The sequence below is a fragment of the Scrofimicrobium sp. R131 genome (genome assembly GCF_040256745.1).
GTDB classification, from domain to species: domain Bacteria; phylum Actinomycetota; class Actinomycetes; order Actinomycetales; family Actinomycetaceae; genus Scrofimicrobium; species Scrofimicrobium appendicitidis.
In genome coordinates, this window is sequence record NZ_CP138335.1 from 1,906,702 (window position 1) to 1,929,847 (window position 23,146).

The window sequence follows — 23,146 nt, forward strand, 5'->3', positions numbered from 1 at the left end:
ACGACCGCCAATGCTTGGATCCGGCTGGTCAATACCTTAGGTTCGCCGACCTCATGGTAGAGGCACGCCGCGGTGGGCTGACGGTTGGCGATGGCACCATCGTTGGTAGCACCATCGCGTCGAGGAATTCTAGGGGTGCGGCCGCCGCTAACAAATCTTATTCAGACTAACAATTCTCCCTTCATTAGTTGCACCCTCCCTTGGACGCAAATCATGTATCAGGCGATAACTATGGGGATATACGCCATAGTCACGAGCGTAGCACAGGCGACTGGTCCCGCCCAGGCCTCATTTTCCGCAAAAGCTCTGCCTTCTATGCTACAAACAATCGGCCCTTCTGCAGCCAGTTTGGACCCCGCCACCCGCCTGCATCCGAGTCCCCGCTCCGCCCCTAGCTGTGTCCAAAAGCAGCCGTCGCCCCGATCTCTCCAACCGATCTTGACGCGCGTTAAACATGTTCTACCAATACCCTTATGGCAACCTGTTAGCTATCTCTCGATTAGGTAGGCAACTGGTGCTAATCTGTTGAAACACCAGGAAGGAGACCTGATGGAACGCCGCCCTACCCAGCGAGACGTGGCTGAGGCCGCCGGGGTTTCCCGGGGTTTGGTCTCGCTGGCCCTTTCCGATTCGCCGGGGGTGTCCCCCCAGACCAAGGCGCGAATTCTGCAGGTCGCTGACCAACTGGGCTACGTGCGGAACCTGAGCGCCGCCTTCCTGGCCGGCGGCCTTCCAACCGCCCTGGGGGTGGTGCTCCCCGGCCTGCGGAACCCGTTCTTCGAAAGCGTCATCGCCGAGGTAAACCGGCACGCGGAGGACCTGGGCCTACTGCCCCTGGTGGTCACCACCGGCAACGACCCCCTTCGCGAGCAAACCGTGATTCGAAAGCTGCTGGAGATGCGGGTGGCCGGCTGCGTGGTGGTCGCACCCGCTTCACCCGACGTGGATCTGCAACGTTTGGGGCGCTCGGTCCCGATGGTTGTCCTGGGAGCGGAGCCCATCGGAGACATGGTCGACGTCGTTCGGATGGACGAGGGGGAGGCGGCCACCACGGTTTTTCGCCACCTCCAGTCCCGCGGCTGGGAGCGGGTCTGGCACCTGACTCCGCGCGACGCAAGGAAGGACCGGGGGGTGGAGGGGCGGGCTCGCGCTTTGCAGGAGGCCGCCGGGGACCTGCCGTTCACCCACGTGATTGCCGCCAACGACCAGGCTTTGGCCCCGGTCCTGCGCCGGGCCCTGTACGGCGGGGGTCGCCCGGCCATCATCACGCATAACGACCTGCTGGGAGTGGACGTCATCACCGCTCTGCGAGCGATGGGCTACTCCCCCGGCCAGGACGTGGGGGTCGTCAGCTACGACGACACCCACCTGGCCCAACGCCCAGAGATTCAGCTCAGCTCAGTCAGGCAGAAGTGCTCACAGCTGGTGGGCCTGGCCCTGGAGCTGCTGGTCGGACGGGGACAAACCCCGGACCTTCCCGCGCGCGAGGCGGTCAGCCATCCGGAGTTGGCCCACCGGGCCAGCTCCTAGCCCAGGTCGGCCACCGCATTGATGGCCACGGCCAGAATCCCGGCCCCGAACAGGTAGGCCAGCGTGGTCTGCATGAAGGCGATTCGGCGCATCGTGTTTCTTGTCAGGCTGGTGTCGGCCACCTGGTAGGTCATGCCCAAACCGACCGTGAAGTAGGCAAAATCGGTGTACTCAGGCGGCTCCTCCTGGTTGAAGTTGATTCCGCCCAGGGGCTCACCATCCGGGTCGGGTTCAAAGTAGACCCGGGCGTAGTGCAGCATATAGTTCACCTGAATCAGCGCCCAGGAACCAACGACGGATATCAGCGAGAGCGCCCCCAGCGCGATGGCCACCCAGCCTTGGGCCTGCCCGGCCTGGATGATGACGATGACCACCGCCCCCAGACTGACGACGCTCCCAACGGTGGCGGTGGTTCGGGCCAGCTTATGTCCCGGATCCTCAGCGGTGGCGTGAGTCCGCGTCGCCCGCGCATCCATCGGCCAGACCAGTAGCAGCACCCAGGTCACGTTGATCAGCGCCAGCACGGACCAGCCGGCCAGCAGACCGGCGGGAAGAGCGGTCCACGGCCAGTCTTTCGAATCAAGACCGCGCAGGGCGGCAACCGTCACCGCGGCCACCACCAGGCCGAGGACCAGGGAGGTGTTCCAGCGAACTTTTGCCCGCAGGGAAAGACGCTTCATTTGGAGGTAAGTCGTTCCGGGGTGGCATCGGCCCCCGGAATGGGAGCTCCGACCGAAACCAGGGTGGGGGTGAGGCTTGGGTCCAGTTCGAGGCGGGTGACCAGCTCGGCAGCGGCGCGTCCCCGCAGGGTGGTCGCCACGCAGCCGGCGCGTCGAACCCGAACCGCCACCGCCTGGGAGCGTCGACGCAAGAGCGGCAGCTCCGGCACAGACTCATTCGTCACTTTGGTCCCCCCGGTACTCGGCCCGAAACACGTGCACCAGCGCGTTGGCATGACCGTGACCCATGCCCTGCTCCTTCAAGAACGCTACTTGCTCCATGTGTTTACGACCGGCGAGTGGACGGAGAAGAGCAATCCACTCCTCAATCGGCTTCCCATACTTCGCCTCAATGGAGGGGAAATATGAGCGCGGTCCTGCCCCCGACTCAGCCATGCAGCCTCCCTTGGATCATGCCTGTGGAAACTGACGCTAGCACGGGTTGGGCCCGGCTGCCAGAGGGAGAAAGCAGACTGCACGGGAGTGAGTGCCGTCACCGTTGAGCTAGCGGTTCAGCTCGGCCAAAACCCGTGCCCAAACCAGTCCCACCATCGATCCGGCTACGGCCAGGCCAGCGGCAATTGAGAGCCACGGCAGGTTCAGTGCCACCCCGACCCCAACCGCAGTCATCGCCACCAGGCCCAGCAGGACCACTGCCACCAAGGCGGAAAAGCTGACCCCAATCCGGGGGGCGGGACTACTCACGGGTAACGACACTCGCGTAACTAGGGCAGACATACTCTCTACTCCCTCTCATCTAGCCGGCCCGAGGCGGGCGGCTGCGCGCGGGAGTCACGGTAGCCGCACTCTCGCACGGCTTTGTGGAACGACACTAACGGTGCCGGCGCCTCTTGGCGGGCGCGGTTACATTATGCCCAGACTTTGTTCTAACATTCAATTCGGAAGCCGGTTTTGTGAGCGGTCAGCCAGGTTAGCGACCGGCGAAAACTGCCCCCACCTCGGGAATCTGCCGCCGATACTGGGCGAAAATCCGCCGGGCCACCTCGACCGAATCAACCAGCGGATGGGAGGCAATCGCCTGCCAACCCAACTGCGGATCACGCTCTATGGCCGCCCGGATCACCAGTTCCTCACAGGCCTTGACCTGGACGACCAGGCCGAGTTCGGCACCGGTCAGGGGGGCCACGGCCTGCGGATGAATGCCGTCGGCATCGACCAGGCAGGGAACCTCAACCACAGCTTCGGCACTGAGTGCAGGCACGAGCGGGCCCCAGGTCGGACCCTGATTGGCCACGCCCAGAATCATCCGGGTAACCTGCCCGGCCGACAGCGCCACCATCAGGTCTACCGCTACCCGCTGGTAGCCACCGCCTTCCAGGTCCTCCTGATGACGGTCCCCCTCTCCGGCAATGTCGCGAGCCTCAGCCATGTAGGTTGCCTCCCGCTCATCGTGAGCCTCCTGCCACAACTTCGCGGCGGCGTAGGGCTCCTCCTGCGCTCGGCGATAAAAGTCCCCCTGCTGCTCGTCCAGGAACTGACCGCGAGTCTGCCCCTCCGATCGCAGTTGGGCCACAGCCTCCCGGTTCAGGTAGTAGTAGAACAGGTACTCGTTGGGCAGCATCCCCAGCTGGCGCACCCAGTCGAACCCGATCAGACGGGCCTCCTCGATCTCACCGAGCAGTTCGTCGGAAGCCAACAGCTCCGGCAGTCGCTCCTGCCCGGCCACGCTGATTGAGCGGAGCCAGCCCAGGTGATTGAGGCCAACATAGTCATAGCTGAACTCGTCCTCCGCCAAACCCAAGGCGCGGCCCACTCGGCGGACCAGTCCAATGGGCGTGTCACAGATTCCCACCACCCGCTCCCCCATCACCGAGCGCATCGCCTGCGTGATGATGCCGGCCGGATTGGTGAAATTGATGACCCAGGCCTCGGGCGCGTGCAACTTGACCGCGCGGGCCAACTCGAGCGCCGCCGGAATGGTCCGGAACGCGTAGGCGTAGCCCCCGGGGCCAACCGTTTCCTGCCCCAACACGTCCTCGTGCAGGGCCACCTGCTCGTCAAGCACCCGGCCGCAAGTGCCCCCCACCCGCATGGCCGAGAAGATAAAGTCAGCCCCGGTCACCGCCTCGTCCAGCCGACTGGTCGAGCTGATGGCGGGCTTGTCCGCCAACTCCATCTCGGCCACCACCTGCTGCATCACGGCCAGGCGGTCGGGTTCAACGTCGTAAAGGCAGACCTCACTCAGCCGGATTTCCTCCGCCGAACGCCCCGCCAACTCTTCGATAATCTGCGGGACTCGAAAGCCGCCCCCGCCTACGATGGTCAGTTTCATGGGGTGATTACCTCCGTCGTGGTCGAGCGCAGCAGGCGCAAGGTTTCAATCTCGGGGTCAGCAGTCGTCAGGACCGCGTCAAACTCGGTGGCCGAACAGACCGGCAGCAAGCCGGAGCCGGGAAACTTGTCGGCAATAGCCAGCAGGTAGTTGCGCGCAGATTTGCGCATGATGGCCTGTTTGATCGGCACCTCGGTCCCGGTCGTGTCGAGGACCGTCAGGTCAGGCGCAATCCCGGATGTTCCCAGGAACGCAACGTCGGCAGCCAGGTAGTCCAATGCCCCCTGGGTCATCGGACCGACCAAAGAGAGGTAGGAGGGACGAAGGACTCCCCCCAGCACGATCACCTCGGTCACACTGGAGTCACGCAGTTCGTCCACCACCGCCAGGGAAGCGGTCACCACCGTGACCGGACGGTCCCGCAGGTGGCGAGCCACCATCGCCACGGTGGTGCCAATATCGAGCAAAACCACCTGGCGGTCTTCAACCAGATCGGCCGCTAGGCGACCGAGCGCCTCTCGCTCAGCCCCGGCAACCGAGGCCACATCTTTGAAGGGGGTGGGGTCGGTTTCAATGGTGCCGCCGCCCCGCACGCGCCGAAGCACCCCCTCCCGATCCAGGTGGTTCAGGTCGCGCCTGATGGTTGAGGGGGAGACGCTGAGTTCAGCAGCCAGGGCCCCGACCGACACTCCGCCCTGACGGCGGATATGCTCCAGAATGCGCGCTTGGCGCTGAGCGGGAATCATGAGCACAGCCTACCACTAACCAACCACTATTGAGCAAGTGTAAGCAGTTGCGTGCAGACGAAATGTGCATTATGGTTCACACAGGGGTGTCAGACTGGCCCCGTCGGCAAAGGAGCGCAATGAACAAGTCCGCTGACTCACACACCACCTCCACCGCGCCGGTGCTGGTGGCGGGTCCCCTCTTCCTTGACGTCGTCATGGGACCTCTCAGCGCTCTGCCCGAACCGGGCCAGGAACAGTGGGTTCCGGGCTGCACATTTGCGGCCGGTGGAGCCGCCAACCAGGCGGTAGCGCTAGCCCGCCTCGGCGTGCCCACCACCCTGTGCTCTTACATTGGGGCCGACCAGCCTGGACAGCTGACCCGGTCGCTGCTCGCGGCCGAGGGAGTCGACCTGTCCGGACTGGTGGAAGCCGCCCACCAGTCCGTCACCGTTTCATTGAGTCTGGCCCAAGATCGGGCCATGGTCACCTGCGGTTCCGACCGTGCTCCGCTGCTCTCCCCCACCCCCAACCCGCCGGCTGCGCTCCTGGCCGATCTGACCGCCATCGGCGCCAACCGCGGCGTGATTGCCAGTTGGCGCGATCAGTCGCCCGACTTGCTGGTGATAGCGGATGTTGGCTGGGATCCAACCGGACAGTGGGATCCGTCAATCCTGCAGCATCTGGACCTGGTCGACATCTTTGTTCCCAACGAGGTCGAGGCGCTGAACTACACCGGGGCCCCCTCGGTGGAAGCCGCCGCCGAGCAACTGGCCGGCCCCCACCGATCCGTAGTGGTGACTCGCGGGGCCAAGGGAGCCTACGCCTGGACACACAACCGTGGCCGGCTCGTCCCCAGCCCAACGGTGGAGACGGTCGACCCCACCGGAGCGGGCGACACCTTTACTGCGGGCCTCACCTGGGCCCTCCTGCGGGGCGAGGACATTTTTGAGGCCTGTCACCACGCAAATCTGGCTGCCGCCTGGTCAGTGCAATCCTTGGGGGGTTCGGTCAGTGCCCCCTATCCAGAAGACCTTGATCGCCTGCAGCACCGGCGAAATCACGGCCTTCGCGCAGCCGAAGCTGACCGCCAACAAAGATAGTGCTAAGGAAAGGATCCGCTAGTGCAACACCGATCGAGGAACCTACTGGCCGCTGCGGCGCTGGTTGGAACCGCTTCCCTCCTGGGTGCCTGCGCACCCACCGGCGGTGGCCCCACCCAGTCCGAACAGTCGGCCCAAAGCAGTGCACCCACCGAGGTCACCACCGACATCTCCTCACTCCCGGAGCAGACGCTCACAGTTTGGGATCAGGAAATTCGCGGCGGTCAAAACGAGCAGATCGAGCGCTTGAATGCCGCGTTCATGGAGAAGTACCCGAACATCAAAATCGAGCGGGTCTCCCAATCCTTCGACGACTTGGAGTCGACGCTCCGACTGGCCCTGACCGGCGACGATGCGCCCGACGTGGTCCAGGCCAACAACTCGCGAGCCATCATGGGCCAGTTTGTGGCGGCCAAACAAATCCTGTGCCTGACAGACTGGGCCAAAGCGTACGGCTGGAATGAGTCCTACCCCGAGTCGATCCTGGCCTACTCTTCGTATTCGGAAGACGGGAAAGACTTCGGTCAGGGCTGCGTCTACGGCCTGCCCCAGGTAGGGGAAGTCGTGGGCATCTACTATTCCAAGTCCCGCCTGGCTGAGTTGGGCTTGGACCTTCCGAAGACCTGGGATGAGTTCGCGGCCCAGTTGGAGACCATCAAAGCCGCAGGTCAGACGCCACTCATGCTTGGTAACGTCGAGAAGTGGCCGGGACTGCACGTCTTCGGGCCAATTCAGGGTGCGCATGTCAAGGCCGACGAGATTCACACCCTCGGCTTCGGGAACCCGGGGGCAAGCTGGGAGACCGAAGGGAACGTGGCCGCTGCCTCGCAACTGCAAGAGTGGGCCCAGGCCGGCTACTTCAACGATGGGTTCAACGGCGTCGACTACGACTCAGTCTGGCAAGACTTCGCCAAGGGGACCGGCATCTACCTGATTGCGGGATCCTGGCTGGGACCGGACCTGCAAGCCGTAATGGGAGATGACGTGGCCTTCGTGCTGCCCCCCGCGGGCGATGTGAACGGGGTTCCGGCCACCACGGGCGGCACCGGGCTTCCCTTCGCCATCACCTCGGCCGCCAAGGATCCGAATGTGGCTGCCGCCTACATCGATTTCCTCACCAACGACGACGCGATGAAGGTGCTGGCGGAAACCGGGAACGTGCCGGTCCGCGGAGCCGCAGAGTTCGCCAAAACCGAGACGGGCGTAACCGCCGACATCATGTCCGCCTTCGAGGACATCACCACCAAGGGAGAAATCCTGCCGTACCTGGACTACGCCACTCCAACCATGGGTGACGATCTGGGGGCTGCTCTGCAGGAACTGATGGATGGGCGGATCTCTCCTGACGAATTCACCAAGAAGATGGAAGAGTATTACACCTCTTTCGTGGGTCAGTAGTTGACCTGCCGGCTGGGTTCTGAGCAGGTTCAGAACCCAGCCGGAACCCACCCAAGCGAAGGAACTCTCATGGCTGCTGCCCTGACTTCCCAGGCATCCCCGCCTCGGCGCCCACCGAAATGGCGACGCGGACGAAACATCGGGGTCTCGGCCGCCCTCCTGACCCTCCCGCTGCTCATCTACGGGTTGTTCATGCTTTATCCGTTGGCGCGCGTGGTCCTTCTATCCTTCTACCAGTGGGATGGCATGGGAACTGGCGTGTGGGTTGGCGGGGAAAACTACCGCACCATCTTTGCAGATCCGCGCCTGGCCAGCTCGTTCGGGCACGCGCTGGTCCTGATCATTTTCTACGCGGTGATTCCACTGATCATCGGTTTGATTTTGGCTTCGCTGCTGGTCAACGCCAAGGTGCGCGGACTTGGCTTCTTCCGCACGGTGGTCTTTTTGCCGCAGGTAATCGCAATGGTGGTTCTGGCTGTCTCATGGCGCCAGATTTACGCCCCCGACGGCCTCCTCAACCAAGGGTTGCGGGCGGTTGGTTTGGGGGCATTGGCCCGCCCGTGGCTGGGTGATTTCACCACGGCGCTGCCTGCGGTAGGGCTGATCGGCACCTGGGTCTCCACGGGGCTGGTCACCGTCCTCCTCATGTCGGGAATTGCCCGAATTCCCAAAGAATACTATGAGGCGGCTCGGCTGGATGGGGCCGGTCCCATCCGCCAGTTTTGGTCGATCACGCTGCCGGGGGTGCGCGGGGAAATCCTGGTTGCGCTTACCCTGACCATCATCGCTGCGCTCAAGACTTTCGATTTGATTTACATGACCACGTCGGGAGGCCCGGGACACTCAACCACCGTGCCGTCCTACGAGGTGTACAACCAGGCCATTCGCCTAGGTCAGGTGGGGGTGGGGTCCTCGTTGGCAGTGGTGCTAACAATCTTCATCTTCATCATTAACGTCACCGTCAACTGGCTGGGGGAACGAGACCGATGAAACCCCGTCGCCTTGAGCAGACCTTTGACTACCTGATCCTGGCCCTGTTTGCAGCGTCAGCGCTCACCCCCATCCTGTATGTGCTGAAAATGTCCCTCGACTCAGAGGTGATCGGCCAGGATTCTTGGGGACACTTTGAGAACTATCTGAAGGCCTGGGGCCAGGGGCACTTCTCCACCTATATGACCAACTCGATCACGGTCGCAATCGTCGTGGTTCTGTCTGCCTTGATCCTGTCGATCATGAGCGGATACGTGTTAGGCATTTTGCGGCCTCCCGGATCCACCCCCCTGTTCTACCTGTTCCTGTTGGGGATCATGGTGCCATCGGAAGCGATCGTCATTCCCCTATTCTTTGATCTGCGAACCCTTGGGCTAACAGACACAATCTGGGCCATCGCGCTGCCTCAAATTGCCCAGTCCACCGCCTTTGGCACCTTCTGGATGCGGTCCTACTTCCGAGGGGTGGACCCGGCCATCATTGAGGCCGCCCGCCTGGACGGGGCCGGCACTTTGCGCCTGATTTGGTCGGTGCTGCTACCCATGGGTCGGCCAGCTATTGTCACCCAGATCGTCTTGACCTTTATGTGGACATGGAACGATTTCCTGATTCCACTAATCATGTCACCATCAGGAAAACTGCGGACTGCACCCCTAGGGTTGGCATTCTTCCAGGGGCAGTACACGCAGGGAACGGTACTGCTTGCTGCTGGTGCCGTCCTGGTAGCCCTACCAATGGTTGTGCTCTACCTGGCACTGCAACGACACTTCATTGCCGGCATGACTGAAGGGGCAGTTAAGGGATAGTCAGCTTTGGTGGTCGGCGATGATCTGTTGGTACTTTTTGATGTACTCATTGTGTTGCTGGAGCAGTGCGTCGAGTGCGGGCTTGTTGTCTTCAACGAACTTTTCGGCCAGGTCCCACTGGGACTCATACAATGCTTCAGACCATCCTGAGGTCTCCCGACAGTTAGCATCATGCACGGCGATCCTGACCTCGTCGGCTGAGGGTTTCCCAAAACTTGAAGTCCACCCCCACGCGTTCATCAGTGACGGCGGCATCGACATGGCGCCGGCTGTCCATGGCTCTTCAGGCAGGTCAACAATTCCAAGTGGCGCCATACAGGTGTGCCACCGAGCTGCTGCCTGGTGCACCTCATCTGTTATCGCATCTCGAAACAAAACGTTGTACCCACCAGAAACCGCCTGCTCAGTCTCAGATGGCTCATCAGGAGCTCCCGCCCGCTTCAACTCCTCGCGCCCCTGGCTTAAGCACTCATCCAATTTTTGATCGAACTCTGGTGGTTCTTCGGAATAGAGCCCGCCGCCCCCCATCGCTGCTATCTCGTTGTCCAGTGGGGAGCGTGGGTCGGGGGCCCGTCGGTATCCGTACTTGGCTGCAAGTTCAGGAGTGAACAACCGAGCCCCAGACACAGACGTAGTCTCTGCCAATGGAGCCGACGCATCAACACCAACCCGGTAATCCCAACCATCCACGGCCATGCAGTCGCGCACCAACCACTGCTTTGCGTTCATCTGATAGTCACTGAGATCTACGCTGAAGTAGGGGTAGATCGGCAAACTCCAAGAAGCACGATCCTTCACCACCACCCCAGCGCCAGACCCAGCACCAGTGTCAGATGTGTCCTTGGTTGGATCCTCGGACATGGGTGAATCACCATTGTCCGGGACCGACTGATCCGCTGATTGGCCCCCACTTGTTGGAATGTCTCCATCGACAACAGGCGAACACGCCCCAACGAACATGGCCACTAGAACACCGATAACGGCAATGCCTACACGGTTACTCATAGTGTCTCTCCTTTGAGCTTGGCGGACTGGAATGTGACTACGGCCGAGAACGGGTGGTCTGCGTTGGTGGGTTATTTGTTTTGGTGGTCGTTGATGATCTGTTGGTACTTTTTGATGTACTCATTGTGTTGCTGTAAGAGTGCGTCGAGGGCGGGCTTGTTGTCTTCAACGAACTTTTCGGCCAGGGCCCACTGGGACTCATACAATGCTTCAGACCACCCTGAGGTTTCACGACAGTTAGCATCATGAACAGCGATCCTGACCTCATCAGCAGAGGGCTTCCCAAAACTTGAAGTCCACCCCCACGCGCTCATCAGTGACGGCGGCATCGACATGGCGCCGGCAGTCCATGGCTCGTCAGGCAGGTCAACAATTCCAAGTGGCGCCATACAGGTGTGCCACCGAGCTGCCGCCTGGTGCACCTCATCTGTCACTGCAGTACTGAACAGCACGTTGTACCCACCAGAAACCGCCTGCTCAGTCTCAGATGGCTCTTCAGGAACTCCCGCCTGCTTCAACTCATCCCGCGCATGACCGACGCACTCATACAATTTTTGATCGAACTCTGGTGGTTCTTCGGAATAGAGCCCGCCGCCCCCCATCGCTGCTATCTCGTTCTCAAGTGGGTAGCGTGGATCAGGGGCCCGGCGGTATCCGTACTTGGCTGCAAGTTCAGGAGTGAACAACCGAGCCCCAGACACAGACGTAGTCTCTGCCAATGGTGCCGACGCATCAACGGTCACCCGGTAGTTCCAACCATCTACTGCCATGCATTCATGCACCAACCACTGCTCGGCCTCACTCCGATAGTCACTGAAATCGACGCTGAAGTAGGGGTCGATCGGAAGACTCCAGGAAGCACGATCCTTCACCACCACCCCAGCACCAGGCCCAGAACCAGCGTCAGATGTGTCCTTGGTTGGATCCTCGGACATGGGCAAATCACCATTGTCCGGGGTCGACTGATCTACGGACTGGCTCCCACTTGTTGGAATGTCTCCATCGACAACAGGCGAACAAGCCCCCACCAAGAGCATGATCAAGGCGCCAACCACAACAATGCTTGCCCGGTTACTCATAGTGTCTCTCCTTGGTAGCTAGCGCGATCATTGTCTGGACACGGTTCTGCATGGGTTGGGTTGGTGGGTTATTTGTTTTGGTGGTCGGCGATGATCTGTTGGTACTTTTTGATGTACTCATCGTGTTGCTGGAGCAGTGCGTCGAGTGCGGGCTTGTTGTCTTCAACGAACTTTTCGGCCAGGTCCCACTGGGACTCATACAATGCTTCAGACCATCCTGAGGTCTCCCGACAGTTAGCATCATGCACGGCGATCCTGACCTCGTCGGCTGAGGGTTTCCCAAAACTTGAAGTCCACCCCCACGCGTTCATCAGTGACGGCGGCATCGACATGGCGCCGGCTGTCCATGGCTCTTCAGGCAGGTCAACAATTCCAAGTGGCGCCATACACTCACGCCACCTTGTGGCCGCCTGGTGCACCTCATCTGTTATCGCATCTCGAAACAAAACGTTGTACCCACCAGAAACCGCCTGCTCAGTCTCAGATGGCTCTTCGGGAGCTCCCGCCTGTTTCAACTCTTCTCGTACCTGATCAAAACACACATCCCGCCTATCAAGGAACCCTTGTGGTTGATCACTATCCAAGCCGCCCTTGGCTTCAATTTCGTCTTCTAGTGGGTAGCGTGGGTCGGGGGCCCGGCGGTATCCGTACTTGGCTGCAAGTTCTGGAGTGAACAACCGAGCCCAAGATACAGACGTAGTCTCTGCCAATGGTGCCGAGGCGTCAACAGCCACCCGGTAATCCCAACCACCTTCGGCCATGCAGTCGCGCATCAACCACTGCTCAGCCTCAATCTGATAGTTACTGAAGTCGACGCTGAAGTAGGGGTCGATCGGAAGACTCCAGGAAGCACGATCCTTCACCACCACCCCAGCATTAGACCCAGCACCAGCGTCAGTCTCGGTGGAGCCACCGGACATGGGCGAATCACCATTGTCCGGGGTCGACTGATCTACGGACTGGCTCCCACTTACTGGACTGTCTCCCTCAACCACAGGCGAACACGCCCCAACCGAGACCACGATCAAAGCGCCAACCACAACAATGCTTGCCCGGTTACTCATAGTGTCTCTCCTTGGATACTAGTGCGTCATTCTCTGGACACGGTTCTGCATGGGTTGGGTTGGTGGGTTATTTGTTTTGGTGGTCGGCGATGATCTGTTGGTACTTCTTGATGTACTCATTGTGTTGCTGCAGTAGTGCGTCGAGGGCGGGCTTGTTATCTTCAACGAACTTTTCGGCCAGGTCCCACTGAGACTCATACAATGCTTCAGACCACCCTGAGGTCTCCCGACAGTTAGCATCATGAACAGCGATCCTGACCTCGTCAGCTGAGGGTTTCCCAAAACTTGAAGTCCACCCCCACGCGCTCATCAGTGACGGCGGCAGATACATTGAACCCGCTGTCCAGGGCTCTTCAGGCAGGTCAACAATTCCAAGTGGCGCCATACACTCACGCCACCTTGTGGCCGCCTGGTGCACCTCATCTGTCACTGCAGTACTGAACAGCACGTTGTAGCCACCAGAAAGCGCCTGCTCAGTCTCTGATCGCTCTTCGGGAGCTCCCGCCTGCTTCAACTCCTCGCGTCCCTGGCTTAAGCACTCATCCAATTTTTGGTCGAACTCCGGTGGTGCATCTAGGTACAGGCCGCCCCCCTTTGCGACCTTTTCGGCCTCAAGCGGAAGGCGCGGTTCGGGAGCCATCCGGTATCCGTACTTGGCTGCAAGTTCTGGAGTGAACAACCGAGCCCCAGATGCAGACTTGGTCTCTGCCAGTGGTGCCGACGCATCAACACCAACCCGGTAATCCCAACCATCCACGGCCATGCAGTCGCGCACCAACCACTGCTTTGCGTTCATCTGATAGTCACTGAAGTCGACGCTGAAGTAGGGGTCGATCGGCAAACTCCAGGAAGCACGATCCTTCACCACCACCCCAGCACCAGACCCAGCACCAGTGTCAGATGTGTCCTTGGTTGAGTCGCCTGACATGAGCGAATCACCATTGTCCGGGACCGACTGATCCGCTGATTGGCCCCCACTTACTGGACTGTCTCCCTCAACCACAGGCGAACACGCCCCAACCAACACCGCCACTAGAACACCAACAACGCCCATCCCTATACGATTACCCACAGCAAAACCCCCAACGTTACCCGTTCGCAAACCACACTGGTACCCAAACAGAATGGTGGGGCCACCGGGAACCGGTGGCCCCACCAACTGCTTCACAACCACTTCGAAATGGAGCCACTCACCGACTTCCAGTACATTGCATAACCCGTGTGGTATCCATAAATGCCGTCAACCGCCAGGCCCCGGTCATACTGCACCTGCGCAACTGCGGCCGCAGTATCGGGTCCGTAGTACCCATCTGCAACAATGTTCTTGTACTCGCCACCCTTTAGCCCGTTCAACTGCAGGTAGTAGACCGCTGAACTGTAGTTCACCTGATCCACATCCAGCCAACAGTCCACCCACTCAGTTCCAGATGAACTGGATGGCACCCGTGCCTGTTGATTGTTCAGCAGGTACTTCAACGTGGAAGTATTACACTTCACCAAAGATGCAGGTGCCACACCCGAGTCACCTGAGTCAGCTGCCATCGCTGGCAGCGCCGCACCTCCAACACAAAGCACGGCTCCCGCCACGCTCACTAGTAGTTTTTTCATCTGCGTCAAGCCTCCTATCCAATCGGTTCAAACGTAGGTGATGGCCACACGACCTTATGCGTCCAATCACCAGCCCCATCTAGGAGCTGCCCTCCACCCTGCCCCTAAACACCAGTAAATACAAGAGCAAAAATTACATACACCGGCCTCGACTTCACTCAACTGCTAAAAACAAGGCCCTGACCTGCATAAACACACAAATCAACTTAAGTATACGAACGCTTGATCTAGCGCAAAATGGTAACAAAACAGCTACAGGTCGATCAGCAATCAGCCGATGGCACCGGCGGCCGCGGGTCCTGCTGAAACCTGACATCTTTAGTTTCTGGCAGACTACCCCGCCTACCAACCACGCTGCCCGCCTTGCCCAGATACCTGCAAAATCCTGGCAAAACTGTTGGCCGATTTCCAACCTTCGAGGAAGGCAAAACGACTACGGAAGCACCGTAGGGTTGACCCATCACGACTATCTGCCTGATTCCGACTGCGGCAACAATCCTCCCGACAGGCAGTCTGCTCCCGGGTCGGCTAAAGGGCCCCCATCAGCAACTAGGTGAACTCAAGCGGTATAACTTCTAGACCGACGGCGACTTAAATCGAAGCGAACATTATAGTAAGCCCTCATAACACTAATTAAAACAGCGGTGCGAAACGCCTGCCGACCTGGGGATTTGCTGATCTAGACCGAGTCCCTCCGCACCTTGCAGCTGGTCACTTTTACCAACGCAGTGGAGGCCAGCACTATCTGCCGAACTTTGGGCCAACACACAAGCACACCCCATAAGGTCCAACCGTTTTGCTTACCAAAGTTAGCCGCGATGACGCTGCAGGTCTGTTCGATCCCTCATGTCGGCCGACACAGAGCTGTGTCAGCTAACTCGGGCGGTCACTGGCCCTTGTCTTTCAGGTACTGCAAGTATCCCCCTTCGATTAGCAAGCTGACCAACTCCGGCCGGCTAGAACAGTCGAACTCATCAAAGAGTCGGGTCGCATAGACCTTGACGGTGTTCGCCGACAGGCCCATACTTTGGGCAATCTGGCGATACGATCCCTCTTGCACCAACGCCTTCACCAGTTCCCGCTTTCGACGCGTAAGCCGCTCCACCTTTCGGATCAGGACTTCGTCAATCTCGGAGGCATTGACATCGGCGGCCCTGAATACTGAACGCCGGACTATCCCGGCAGGGTCGTCGTTGAACATCATTAGTCCGGCATTGACCGCCAGAATCGCAGACGCCACTTGGTCAGACGAAACCCCCTTGGAGATATAGCCGCTCGCCTTCGCCGCCATGACTTCTTTTAAGTAGGCTTCTGACAGAAGAGCACTGTGAATTAGGGTTCGTACCGGGGGATAGTCCTGGCTGACAACAAGCGCCACGTCAATGCCGTCCACATTTGGCATTCCAACATCGAGGAGCGCCACATCTGGGCGCGTCTTGGAGATAATCCGGAGGGCCTCCGTGCCGTCAGACGCGGTCCCCACCACCAGAATGTCGTCGCGGCGCCCAAAGGCCGACACGAGCGCTGCCACAACCGCTGGATCGTCATCGGCGATCACCACCCTTACCGGCTCAGTCGACTCAGTCATCGGAATTCTCCCGTCTTGGAATATCGGCCAACACCATCCATCGTCCTTCCGTCTGCCATGCCGTGATGGACCCACCGAACCTACTCAGGATGCCTGTGAGCCTGGCCAACCCGCTGTGCCCGGAGGCCCCCTCCAAACTGAGCCTCTCCTCGGACACTTCATTTCTTACTTCGATTTCCAGGCATTCATCGGGGCCCAAGTCGAAGCTCACCGTTACCGTTGACTTCTGGCGCCCATACTTCATGGTATTGGCCAGGCATTCACCCAACACCATTTCGGCCAGGTTCACCTGGCGCTTGCTCAACCTGCCATCAAGTTGGTCAGCGCCTTCCACCCTCAACTTCATGGCGCGCGCTGACAAGCGCTGCGAACTGGTGGCTAGCGTTCCTTCGATTCCCCTGTCCGACAGGGCATTGCCGCGATCAGACGTCAGCTGGCGCAGAGTCGTGAGTGAGTCCTCCACCAGCACTGCCGTGCGCCGGATGGCTGGATCAGTGGCCCCACGGGCACTGCACTGGCGCAGGAGGATCGAGGCTTCCACTAGACTTTGCGCCAAAGTGTCATGTAGCAGACCGGCGATCGTTTCCTCGGTTTCCGCCCGAACCATCAGCCTGGTTGCCTGCATCTTCTTGGAGATCCGGATTGGGAGAGTATCGACAAACCTCACCAGCACGGCCGCCAACAAGCTCAGAGCAATACCAACCGCCAGGACCCCGATATCGTGCGCGAGGCGGTCATCATAGCTAAACAGGGTCACCACGGTCGCGACGAAGAGAATGGAGGCGACTACAATCTTGCCCCGGGCCACATAGAACCCAATCGCCGCATAGATCGCGAGCGAAGTGTATGAGATGGGAATCTGGTACACGTTGGCGATTACCAGGACCAGGCCAAACCCAATTGGACTGAGGGGTTTCCACCCCAAAATCAGCACGAGTGAGAAGCAGGACAAGGCCGACAACTTTAGCAGCGCAGGCGTTCCCGGCACCTGCCACAGCGAAACAAGCCGGACGACCTCCCCGACGAACAGAAACATGGCCGCAGCCAGGACACCAATTCTGATGGTCAGTTCTGAATCAGTGGCAATTCGGTCCATGAGGGGACTCAGCCGCCCGTCCAGTCGCCAGAGAGCATTTGGCTCTTTTGCGGCCATCGGATCGTGTGCCCGAGGGGAACGGCGCGCACCGAGCCGGGAGACAGCTCTTGACCATCCCTTCCGGAACCAGTGGGCACCCATCTCGAACTTCACCAGCTCGGACGACTGCAGAGGTAACTTCTCATATCGGGAATCATACACTACCGCCCTCGTCGCCCAATGGGACAATAAACCGCTGATCTCATTTGCCTTTTTGCGTTCAAGCACAGGTCTCGATTTACCTTAAAAGCACCCCTGACCTGCGGTTATGTGATTCTGTAGCGGTAGTCATCGGTCAAAACCACCCTTCCCAAACCAGGAGCCGATGCTCAACGCTAGGCCTGCCGAGGCATGACGCATCCTGGCTAGCGGGTTCAGTAGCTTTGCCTGCGGTCGTTCACTGCTCGCCTGATTTGTGGGCTACGATGAACTCGTTCAACTCTGCGACGCGGGCGTCTCTTCCCCGCTTCATTGCATCGAGATCCTTTTGATGCGCTTTGACGAAACTGTCTGCAATTTGCCACTCGTAGTCATAGAGCTCATCAAACCAACCCGAACTCTCACGACACTTGGCATCAAAGACAGCAACCCTAATCTGATCAGCCGATGCCGGCTCTCCACTTCCCCAGTTCCACGCCTCAACCAAAGACTCAGGTGGACGCGCGCCCGGGATCCAAGGTGAAGCTGGCAGATCGACAATCCCCAACGGCGCCATACACTCGCGCCACCTGGCGGCAGCTTCATCCAACTGCGGAACACCGCTATACCTGAACAACGCCTGATACCCCTTTTGCAGGTCCCGTTCGACCTGAGTAGGCTCAGGGACCTTATGGCGTTCGACCACGCTCTGGCCGTAGCACTCGTCCCACTTCTCCTGGTAACCTGGCACATCCTCATCCGGCTGGACCGGGTTGATCATTCGCGGATCCGGCGCCAGTTGGTAGCCATACTTGGCCGCGATCTCTTCGTCGAACAGCTGCCTTCCGTTACCTGTCGGCTGTTCAGTCTCGGGTGCCGGCCGGGTGTTGTCAATGTGGACCCGATAGTCAAACCCCGCGTCCTTCATACAGTCACGAACTTCCCAGAGGTCATGTTCAATTTGATAGTCAAACGTGCGCAAATCGAAATACGGATCGGTTGGAAGAATCCACTTCTTTCGATCCTTCACAACTTCTGACACCGCAGTCAGAGATCTGGACGCATTCGCACCAGCCTCTTTTGTCGGCTCACTAACCGGCTCACTCACCGGCTCCGACTGACCCGACTGTTCCACCCCCGCAGACTCCGGCCCAGCCACACTAGTACACCCACCAACAGTCACCACAGCAAGCACCAAACCAGCCAACTGCAACCCCACGCGATACCGCCAAGGACGGCTATTTGAACACCGCTGCCGCATAATTCTCCTCACCGTTTTAATGGCCGCTTGGCGATCAAAAGCGCTGTCGATCTCGTCGCCCTTTATAATGCAATTGTCCAGCTGATTAGTTTGCACACATAAAGACGGCTCTTTAAACGGCTATTACTTCCACTGGGAGATGCTGTCGTAATAGTCTCCCCACCACATCACACTACCGGTTAATTTTCCATACACTCCGTCAACAGCCAGTCCTGCATGCGCATGTTGAACCTTGATAATGGCGGATTGCGTAGCAGCGCCGTAATATCCATCAGCGTCTAGTTCATGAAAGCCCTCGCCTTTAATGAGCCCATAATATTGGAGCATAAAGGTGCCATGATTATAATTTTGCACGTCATAATCCAGCCAACAATCAACGGAGCCAGCATATGCAGGCGCAGCTGTACTCCGTCCACTTTGCAATAGTTTCCCGATAGCGGAATCACACTCGTATGTCGCTCTTGGCTGAATCGCCCCAGAAGCAGTCGATTCCGAGTCTGCTGCCAGTGCCGGGGTGACGATTGCGCCTGACAAAAACAGGCCAACTGCCGCAGTTATGATTGACCTTTTCATTCCTCTAACCACCTGTTCGCATCGTTGCGTTGGTCCCGTGGAGGTTTCACCTGCCCGATTGACGGTGACGGGATGCTCTCATCGTGACACGGCGGGGGCGGTAACTGCCATATACTTTTGTATACTTTTGACCGACCGAATGTCACAGATTGGTCTTTGAAGGCCCTGACCTGGCCCTTCGTCAGCCGGGCTGGATTCAGTATTCCCAAGTTCCGTTACCGGTTGTCCGCATGTTGGAACACTGTCCAGGTTCGGATCGGACAAAAGGGGAATCCGCTACTTGGGCGGCATCATGCTCATTTCCACCACCCAGGGTGAGAGCATGATCAGCGCGACCCCCAGCGCAATATAGGCCACCACATCAAGCCATCGGAAGCGACTGCCGAACCATGGGTCACCCGGCCAGAGTCCCCGCAGTAAGCCCAGCGTGGCAATGGTCCCGCCCAGCACCCACACCGCTCGGTAAGGGTGATGGTTCAGGGTTAAGACCACCGTGGCAACCAGCATCGAAGCCGAAAACAGGGCGGTGATCACCCCGAAGATCAGGGAAGCTCGGCTGTGTTGAAAGGATATCTTCCTCACTGATCTTCCCCCGTTTCTGTCGCCACCGCTTCGGCCTCAGCTTCGGCCACCTCTTCGGCCTCAGTGGTTGAGTCTACGTGGTCGGCCGGCTGACGCCACAGTGAGATCTGCCGCCGGCAGGCCGCAATGGTGCTCGGATGCAAAAGCAGGGGCGGAACGGTCGCAGGCAGCAGGAAGGTGAGCGCGAAAGCGACGGTGGCTGGCCCAACCTGGGGGCCCAGGTGTGCCAGGGCGCCCGTCCCCAGACCGCCCGTTGACAGGGCCAACCAAGCTGCGAAAAGTCCAGCTCCGACCACTGCCCCCAGTCCTACGGTCAGGGCCACCAACTTGAGGTTCCGGCGGCGCAGGTGCAGCCAGGTGAAGAGTGAGTAGCAAATCGCCACCAGCAGGAACACCCACCAGGGAGAGGCCCCGGCTTCGGTGGGCACCAGGGCCCAAGCCGGAAGGGGAACAGCCGCAGTGGGAGGCTGGGCCGCCGAAAACACTTCCCCGCCTACGCCAACCAGAGTGGCGCCCAGGAGCCAAGCCAGGGCCCAGACCGCAGCCACCGGCAGGTATGCCAGCTGGGCCAACCAGAGGATAACCGCTTGGCCCCCAACGGCCCCCACACTGGCCGCTGCCTGCCCCATCTGCTCATGGTGCACGCCCGCACTGACTGTCAGCGCCACCAGGCCGATCACCAGCATCACCCCCAGGTATCCGAAGGCGAGCGCCAGACCTGAACCGATGGGACGAATCCGCTGCAGCCAGCGAGGGAAGCGCCGACCAGAGCGCCAGAACACCCAGGCGGCAGCCACGGTGGCGATCAGCAACGATCCAAGGGTGGCCCGCCACCAGATACCTTCGGTTGGAATGGAGAGAGACAGAACTAAGGCCGGCAGCACGAAGCCCGGGATTGCGGCCCAAATCGAGTTGGCGGAGAACTGGCGCATCCTCCCCAGCAGCAGCCGCAGCGACAGCAGTTGAAACAGCGACCATCCGAGCGGGATCAGCGTCAGACTCAACAGGCCAAGTTGGGCGGGTGAGCCCAACGACAGAGCCCAAAACGAGCTTCCCAGCGCCACGGCATCCTGCCAGTTCTGCTGGCGCAGCCAGGGACTGTCCGCAACGGCCCAGAAGCCGACCATGGCCACGGCCACGGGCACTACCCATCCGAGCAGAGCCGCCATTAGGCCGGCCGCCCCAGCGCGGCCCCAGCCGCTGGGAAGCTCAATGGTAATGGTTGGCCGTTCTGGTGTGGGCGTGCCGGTGCGAGGGGTACTAGTAGTCATCGGTTCCATCTTCGACCCAGCCCCCATTTTTGGGCGCACCGGCACGCGGAGCAGCCCGAAGGTGAGTCCTACGGGTGCAAACGCTGGTAGGCTGCCCGGGCCAGTTCAGCCGTCTGGGTGGGGGTACGGCCAACCGCCACACCCACCGCTTCAAGGGCTTCCTTCTTTGCTTCGGCCGTTCCAGCTGAGCCGGAGACAATTGCCCCCGCGTGGCCCATAGTCTTGCCTTCCGGGGCGGTGAACCCGGCCACATACCCCACCACCGGCTTGGTGATCGACTCGGCAATGAACTGAGCGGCCCGCTCTTCCGCATCGCCGCCGATCTCGCCGATCAGCACAATCACCTCGGTGTTCGGGTCCGCTTCAAAAGCGCGAAGAGCGTCGATGTGAGTGGTTCCCACCACCGGGTCGCCGCCAATCCCAATCGCGGTGGAGAAGCCCAGATCCCGCAGCTCGTACATCATCTGGTAGGTCAGGGTGCCGGACTTGGACACCAGCCCGATCGGCCCGGGCCCGGTAATGTCGGCCGGGGTAATCCCCACGTTCGATTGGGCCGGGGAAATAATCCCGGGGCAGTTGGGTCCAATCAGGCGCACGCCTGCCTGCAACGCCCGGCCCACAAACTCAACCGAGTCAGCCACCGGAATGCCTTCGGTGATCACCACCACCAGGTCCATTTTGGCCTCGACCGCCTCCAGCACTGCATCCTTGGCGAAACGGGGTGGGACGAACACGACGGAAACGGTGGCGCCGGTCTGGTCCTTGGCTTCCTGTACGGTGCCGAAGACGGGGACATCCACCTGTTTGGTCCCAACCTGGTCGGCCAGGGGCCCGTAGCCCTCCACTTCAAAGGTGACGGAGGTGCCGGCCTTTCGCGGATTGACGCCGCCGACCACATTGGTCCCGGCACCGAGCATCCGGCGGGTGTGCTTTGAGCCTTCCGCCCCGGTCATGCCCTGCACGATCACGCGGTCTGATGAATCCAGGAAAATAGTCATGAAATTACCCTTTGCTCTCTCAGTTCGCGGCCAGTTCGGCGGCCCGGGCGGCGGCTTGGTCCATGGTGGGCACCATGGTTACCAGCGGATGGTTGGCTTCCTGCAGAATGTCCCGGCCCTCTTCGACCCGGTTCCCGTCCAGGCGCACCACGATCGGTTTGCTGGCACTGTCGCCCAGCAGCTCAAGGGCCCCGATGATCCCCCGGGCCACCTCGTCGCAGGCGGTGATGCCCCCGAAGACGTTCACGAACACGGAACGGACCTGGGGGTCGCCCAAAATCACGTCGAGCCCCTTGGCCATCACCTCGGCCGAGGCGCCACCCCCAATATCCAGGAAGTTTGCCGGTTTGACGCCGTAGGGTTCCCCGGCCAGGGCAACCACGTCCAGCGTCGACATAACCAGACCGGCACCGTTGCCGATGATCCCGACCTGTCCGTCCAGTCGGACGTAGTTCAGGCCAGCTGCCTGGGCAGCGACTTCGCGCTGATCCTCGCTACGGTTGTCCGCCAATCCCGCGTGCTCCGGATGGCGGAACGCCGCATTGTCATCCAGGGTGATCTTGCCATCCAGGGCAATAATCTGACCGGATCCGGTCTGCACCAGCGGGTTCACCTCAACCAGGGTGGCGTCCTCTCCCCGGTAGGTGTCCCACAGGGTGACCAGCACCGGGGCAATCCGCTCCTGCTCATCGGGGGCGAAGCCGGCCTCGGTCAGGATCTTACAGGCCACTTCCAGGTCGATCCCGGTAGCCGGGTCGAGGGCCACGCGGGCCAGGGCGTCGGGTCGTTCCACCGCCAGCGTCTCAATGTCCATCCCACCTTCGCGTGAGCACAGAGCGATGTGACACCGGTTGGCCCGATCCAGCAGGATCGAGAAATAGTATTCGGCGGCGATGTCTGCCCCTTCGGCAATCATCACCGAGTGCACGGTGTGCCCGCGAATGTCCATTCCCAAGATCTGGGAGGCCCAAGCTTCCGCATCGGCGGCGCTGTGAGCCAGCTTGACCCCACCGGCCTTCCCGCGTCCACCAATTTTCACCTGCGCCTTCACCACCACGGGGAATGCCCCCAGGTCTTCGGCGGCCAGACGGGCTTGCTCCGGGTCGGTAGCAACGATGCCTCTGAGCACGGGGACGCCGTGGGCTTCAAAGAGATCCCGGGCTTGGTATTCGTATAGATCCACTGTGGCTCTAACCTTTCACGCTGGGTGATACCTGTCGGTCACATCGCCGAGACCACTAGATAGCTCGACTTCGAGACACTTCTCTTAGGGTAGCGCG

General features: G+C 60.2%; 24 protein-coding genes. 5 read left to right on the top strand and 19 right to left on the bottom strand.

The annotated features are described in order from the left end of the window. Window positions 1-549: 549 nt before the first annotated feature. On the top strand, window positions 550-1,530 hold the full coding sequence (locus SAC06_RS08760) for a LacI family DNA-binding transcriptional regulator (protein WP_350257919.1): 981 nt from the start codon (window positions 550-552) through the stop codon (window positions 1,528-1,530). Here the strand turns inward: SAC06_RS08760 and SAC06_RS08765 are convergent. The 6 genes from SAC06_RS08765 to SAC06_RS08790 form a co-directional block, all read right to left on the bottom strand. Next, window positions 1,527-2,210, bottom strand: coding sequence for a DUF1345 domain-containing protein (locus tag SAC06_RS08765; protein ID WP_350257920.1), 684 nt, complete (start codon window positions 2,208-2,210; stop codon window positions 1,527-1,529). The genes SAC06_RS08760 and SAC06_RS08765 overlap by 4 nt on opposite strands. After that, the gene (locus SAC06_RS08770) at window positions 2,207-2,434 is read right to left on the bottom strand and encodes a hypothetical protein (protein WP_350257921.1); all 228 of its coding nucleotides are present in this window, start codon (window positions 2,432-2,434) and stop codon (window positions 2,207-2,209) included. The genes SAC06_RS08765 and SAC06_RS08770 overlap by 4 nt, the downstream gene beginning before the upstream one ends. Next, the gene (locus tag SAC06_RS08775; RefSeq protein ID WP_350257922.1) at window positions 2,424-2,645 is read right to left on the bottom strand and encodes a DUF4287 domain-containing protein; all 222 of its coding nucleotides are present in this window, start codon (window positions 2,643-2,645) and stop codon (window positions 2,424-2,426) included. Before SAC06_RS08775 ends, SAC06_RS08770 begins: the two co-directional genes overlap by 11 nt. A 108-nt stretch (window positions 2,646-2,753) precedes the next feature. Next, entirely contained in the window at window positions 2,754-2,954 is a 201-nt protein-coding gene (locus tag SAC06_RS08780; RefSeq protein ID WP_350257923.1) for a hypothetical protein, read from the bottom strand. Window positions 2,955-3,180: 226 nt separating this feature from the next. Then, window positions 3,181-4,542, bottom strand: a complete 1,362-nt coding sequence (locus SAC06_RS08785) for a 6-phospho-beta-glucosidase (protein WP_350257924.1) — start codon at window positions 4,540-4,542, stop codon at window positions 3,181-3,183. Beyond that, complete coding sequence (locus tag SAC06_RS08790) at window positions 4,539-5,288, bottom strand: DeoR/GlpR family DNA-binding transcription regulator (RefSeq protein ID WP_350257925.1); 750 nt, start codon at window positions 5,286-5,288, stop codon at window positions 4,539-4,541. Before SAC06_RS08790 ends, SAC06_RS08785 begins: the two co-directional genes overlap by 4 nt. A gap of 119 nt (window positions 5,289-5,407) precedes the next feature. Between SAC06_RS08790 and SAC06_RS08795 the strand changes: the two genes are divergently transcribed. The 4 genes from SAC06_RS08795 to SAC06_RS08810 all read left to right on the top strand — a co-directional run bounded on the left by SAC06_RS08795 (window position 5,408) and on the right by SAC06_RS08810 (window position 9,564). Further along, a complete protein-coding gene (locus SAC06_RS08795) occupies window positions 5,408-6,370 on the top strand; it encodes a carbohydrate kinase family protein (protein ID WP_350257926.1) in 963 nt (320 codons plus the stop codon). A 21-nt stretch (window positions 6,371-6,391) separates the two neighbouring features. After that, the gene (locus SAC06_RS08800; protein WP_350257927.1) at window positions 6,392-7,768 is read left to right on the top strand and encodes an ABC transporter substrate-binding protein; all 1,377 of its coding nucleotides are present in this window, start codon (window positions 6,392-6,394) and stop codon (window positions 7,766-7,768) included. Window positions 7,769-7,837: 69 nt separating this feature from the next. After that, window positions 7,838-8,758: a sugar ABC transporter permease gene (locus tag SAC06_RS08805; protein ID WP_350257928.1), complete on the top strand. Its 921-nt coding sequence runs from the start codon at window positions 7,838-7,840 to the stop codon at window positions 8,756-8,758. Further along, window positions 8,755-9,564, top strand: coding sequence for a carbohydrate ABC transporter permease (locus SAC06_RS08810; protein WP_350257929.1), 810 nt, complete (start codon window positions 8,755-8,757; stop codon window positions 9,562-9,564). Before SAC06_RS08805 ends, SAC06_RS08810 begins: the two co-directional genes overlap by 4 nt. Here the strand turns inward: SAC06_RS08810 and SAC06_RS08815 are convergent, their stop codons facing one another. The 13 genes from SAC06_RS08815 to sucC form a co-directional block, all read right to left on the bottom strand. Further along, window positions 9,565-10,569, bottom strand: a complete 1,005-nt coding sequence (locus SAC06_RS08815; protein ID WP_350257930.1) for a hypothetical protein — start codon at window positions 10,567-10,569, stop codon at window positions 9,565-9,567. It abuts the gene before it with no gap. Window positions 10,570-10,640: 71 nt separating this feature from the next. Next, on the bottom strand, window positions 10,641-11,504 hold the full coding sequence (locus SAC06_RS08820; protein WP_350257931.1) for a hypothetical protein: 864 nt from the start codon (window positions 11,502-11,504) through the stop codon (window positions 10,641-10,643). A 212-nt stretch (window positions 11,505-11,716) separates the two neighbouring features. Continuing rightward, a complete protein-coding gene (locus SAC06_RS08825) occupies window positions 11,717-12,712 on the bottom strand; it encodes a hypothetical protein (RefSeq protein WP_350257932.1) in 996 nt (331 codons plus the stop codon). 67 nt (window positions 12,713-12,779) lie between these two features. After that, window positions 12,780-13,640, bottom strand: a complete 861-nt coding sequence (locus tag SAC06_RS08830) for a hypothetical protein (RefSeq protein WP_350257790.1) — start codon at window positions 13,638-13,640, stop codon at window positions 12,780-12,782. Window positions 13,641-13,876: 236 nt separating this feature from the next. Next, on the bottom strand, window positions 13,877-14,320 hold the full coding sequence (locus SAC06_RS08835) for a peptidoglycan-binding domain-containing protein (RefSeq protein WP_350257933.1): 444 nt from the start codon (window positions 14,318-14,320) through the stop codon (window positions 13,877-13,879). Between the two features lie 886 nt (window positions 14,321-15,206). Beyond that, window positions 15,207-15,908 (bottom strand): response regulator transcription factor, encoded by a 702-nt coding sequence (locus SAC06_RS08840; RefSeq protein WP_350257934.1) that lies wholly within the window; start codon window positions 15,906-15,908, stop codon window positions 15,207-15,209. Next, complete coding sequence (locus SAC06_RS08845; RefSeq protein WP_350257935.1) at window positions 15,901-17,271, bottom strand: hypothetical protein; 1,371 nt, start codon at window positions 17,269-17,271, stop codon at window positions 15,901-15,903. The genes SAC06_RS08840 and SAC06_RS08845 overlap by 8 nt, the downstream gene beginning before the upstream one ends. 169 nt (window positions 17,272-17,440) lie before the next feature. Next, window positions 17,441-18,538, bottom strand: a complete 1,098-nt coding sequence (locus SAC06_RS08850; RefSeq protein ID WP_350257936.1) for a hypothetical protein — start codon at window positions 18,536-18,538, stop codon at window positions 17,441-17,443. A 27-nt stretch (window positions 18,539-18,565) separates the two neighbouring features. Continuing rightward, a complete protein-coding gene (locus tag SAC06_RS08855; RefSeq protein WP_350257937.1) occupies window positions 18,566-19,015 on the bottom strand; it encodes a peptidoglycan-binding domain-containing protein in 450 nt (149 codons plus the stop codon). A 276-nt stretch (window positions 19,016-19,291) separates the two neighbouring features. Next, window positions 19,292-19,597: a DUF3017 domain-containing protein gene (locus SAC06_RS08860; RefSeq protein ID WP_350257938.1), complete on the bottom strand. Its 306-nt coding sequence runs from the start codon at window positions 19,595-19,597 to the stop codon at window positions 19,292-19,294. After that, window positions 19,594-20,868: a DUF6350 family protein gene (locus SAC06_RS08865; RefSeq protein WP_350257939.1), complete on the bottom strand. Its 1,275-nt coding sequence runs from the start codon at window positions 20,866-20,868 to the stop codon at window positions 19,594-19,596. Before SAC06_RS08865 ends, SAC06_RS08860 begins: the two co-directional genes overlap by 4 nt. A 68-nt stretch (window positions 20,869-20,936) precedes the next feature. Next, the gene (gene sucD / locus SAC06_RS08870) at window positions 20,937-21,866 is read right to left on the bottom strand and encodes a succinate--CoA ligase subunit alpha (protein ID WP_350257940.1); all 930 of its coding nucleotides are present in this window, start codon (window positions 21,864-21,866) and stop codon (window positions 20,937-20,939) included. 19 nt (window positions 21,867-21,885) lie between these two features. Next, window positions 21,886-23,049, bottom strand: coding sequence for an ADP-forming succinate--CoA ligase subunit beta (gene sucC, locus SAC06_RS08875; RefSeq protein WP_350257941.1), 1,164 nt, complete (start codon window positions 23,047-23,049; stop codon window positions 21,886-21,888). Between the last annotated feature and the right edge of the window lie 97 nt (window positions 23,050-23,146).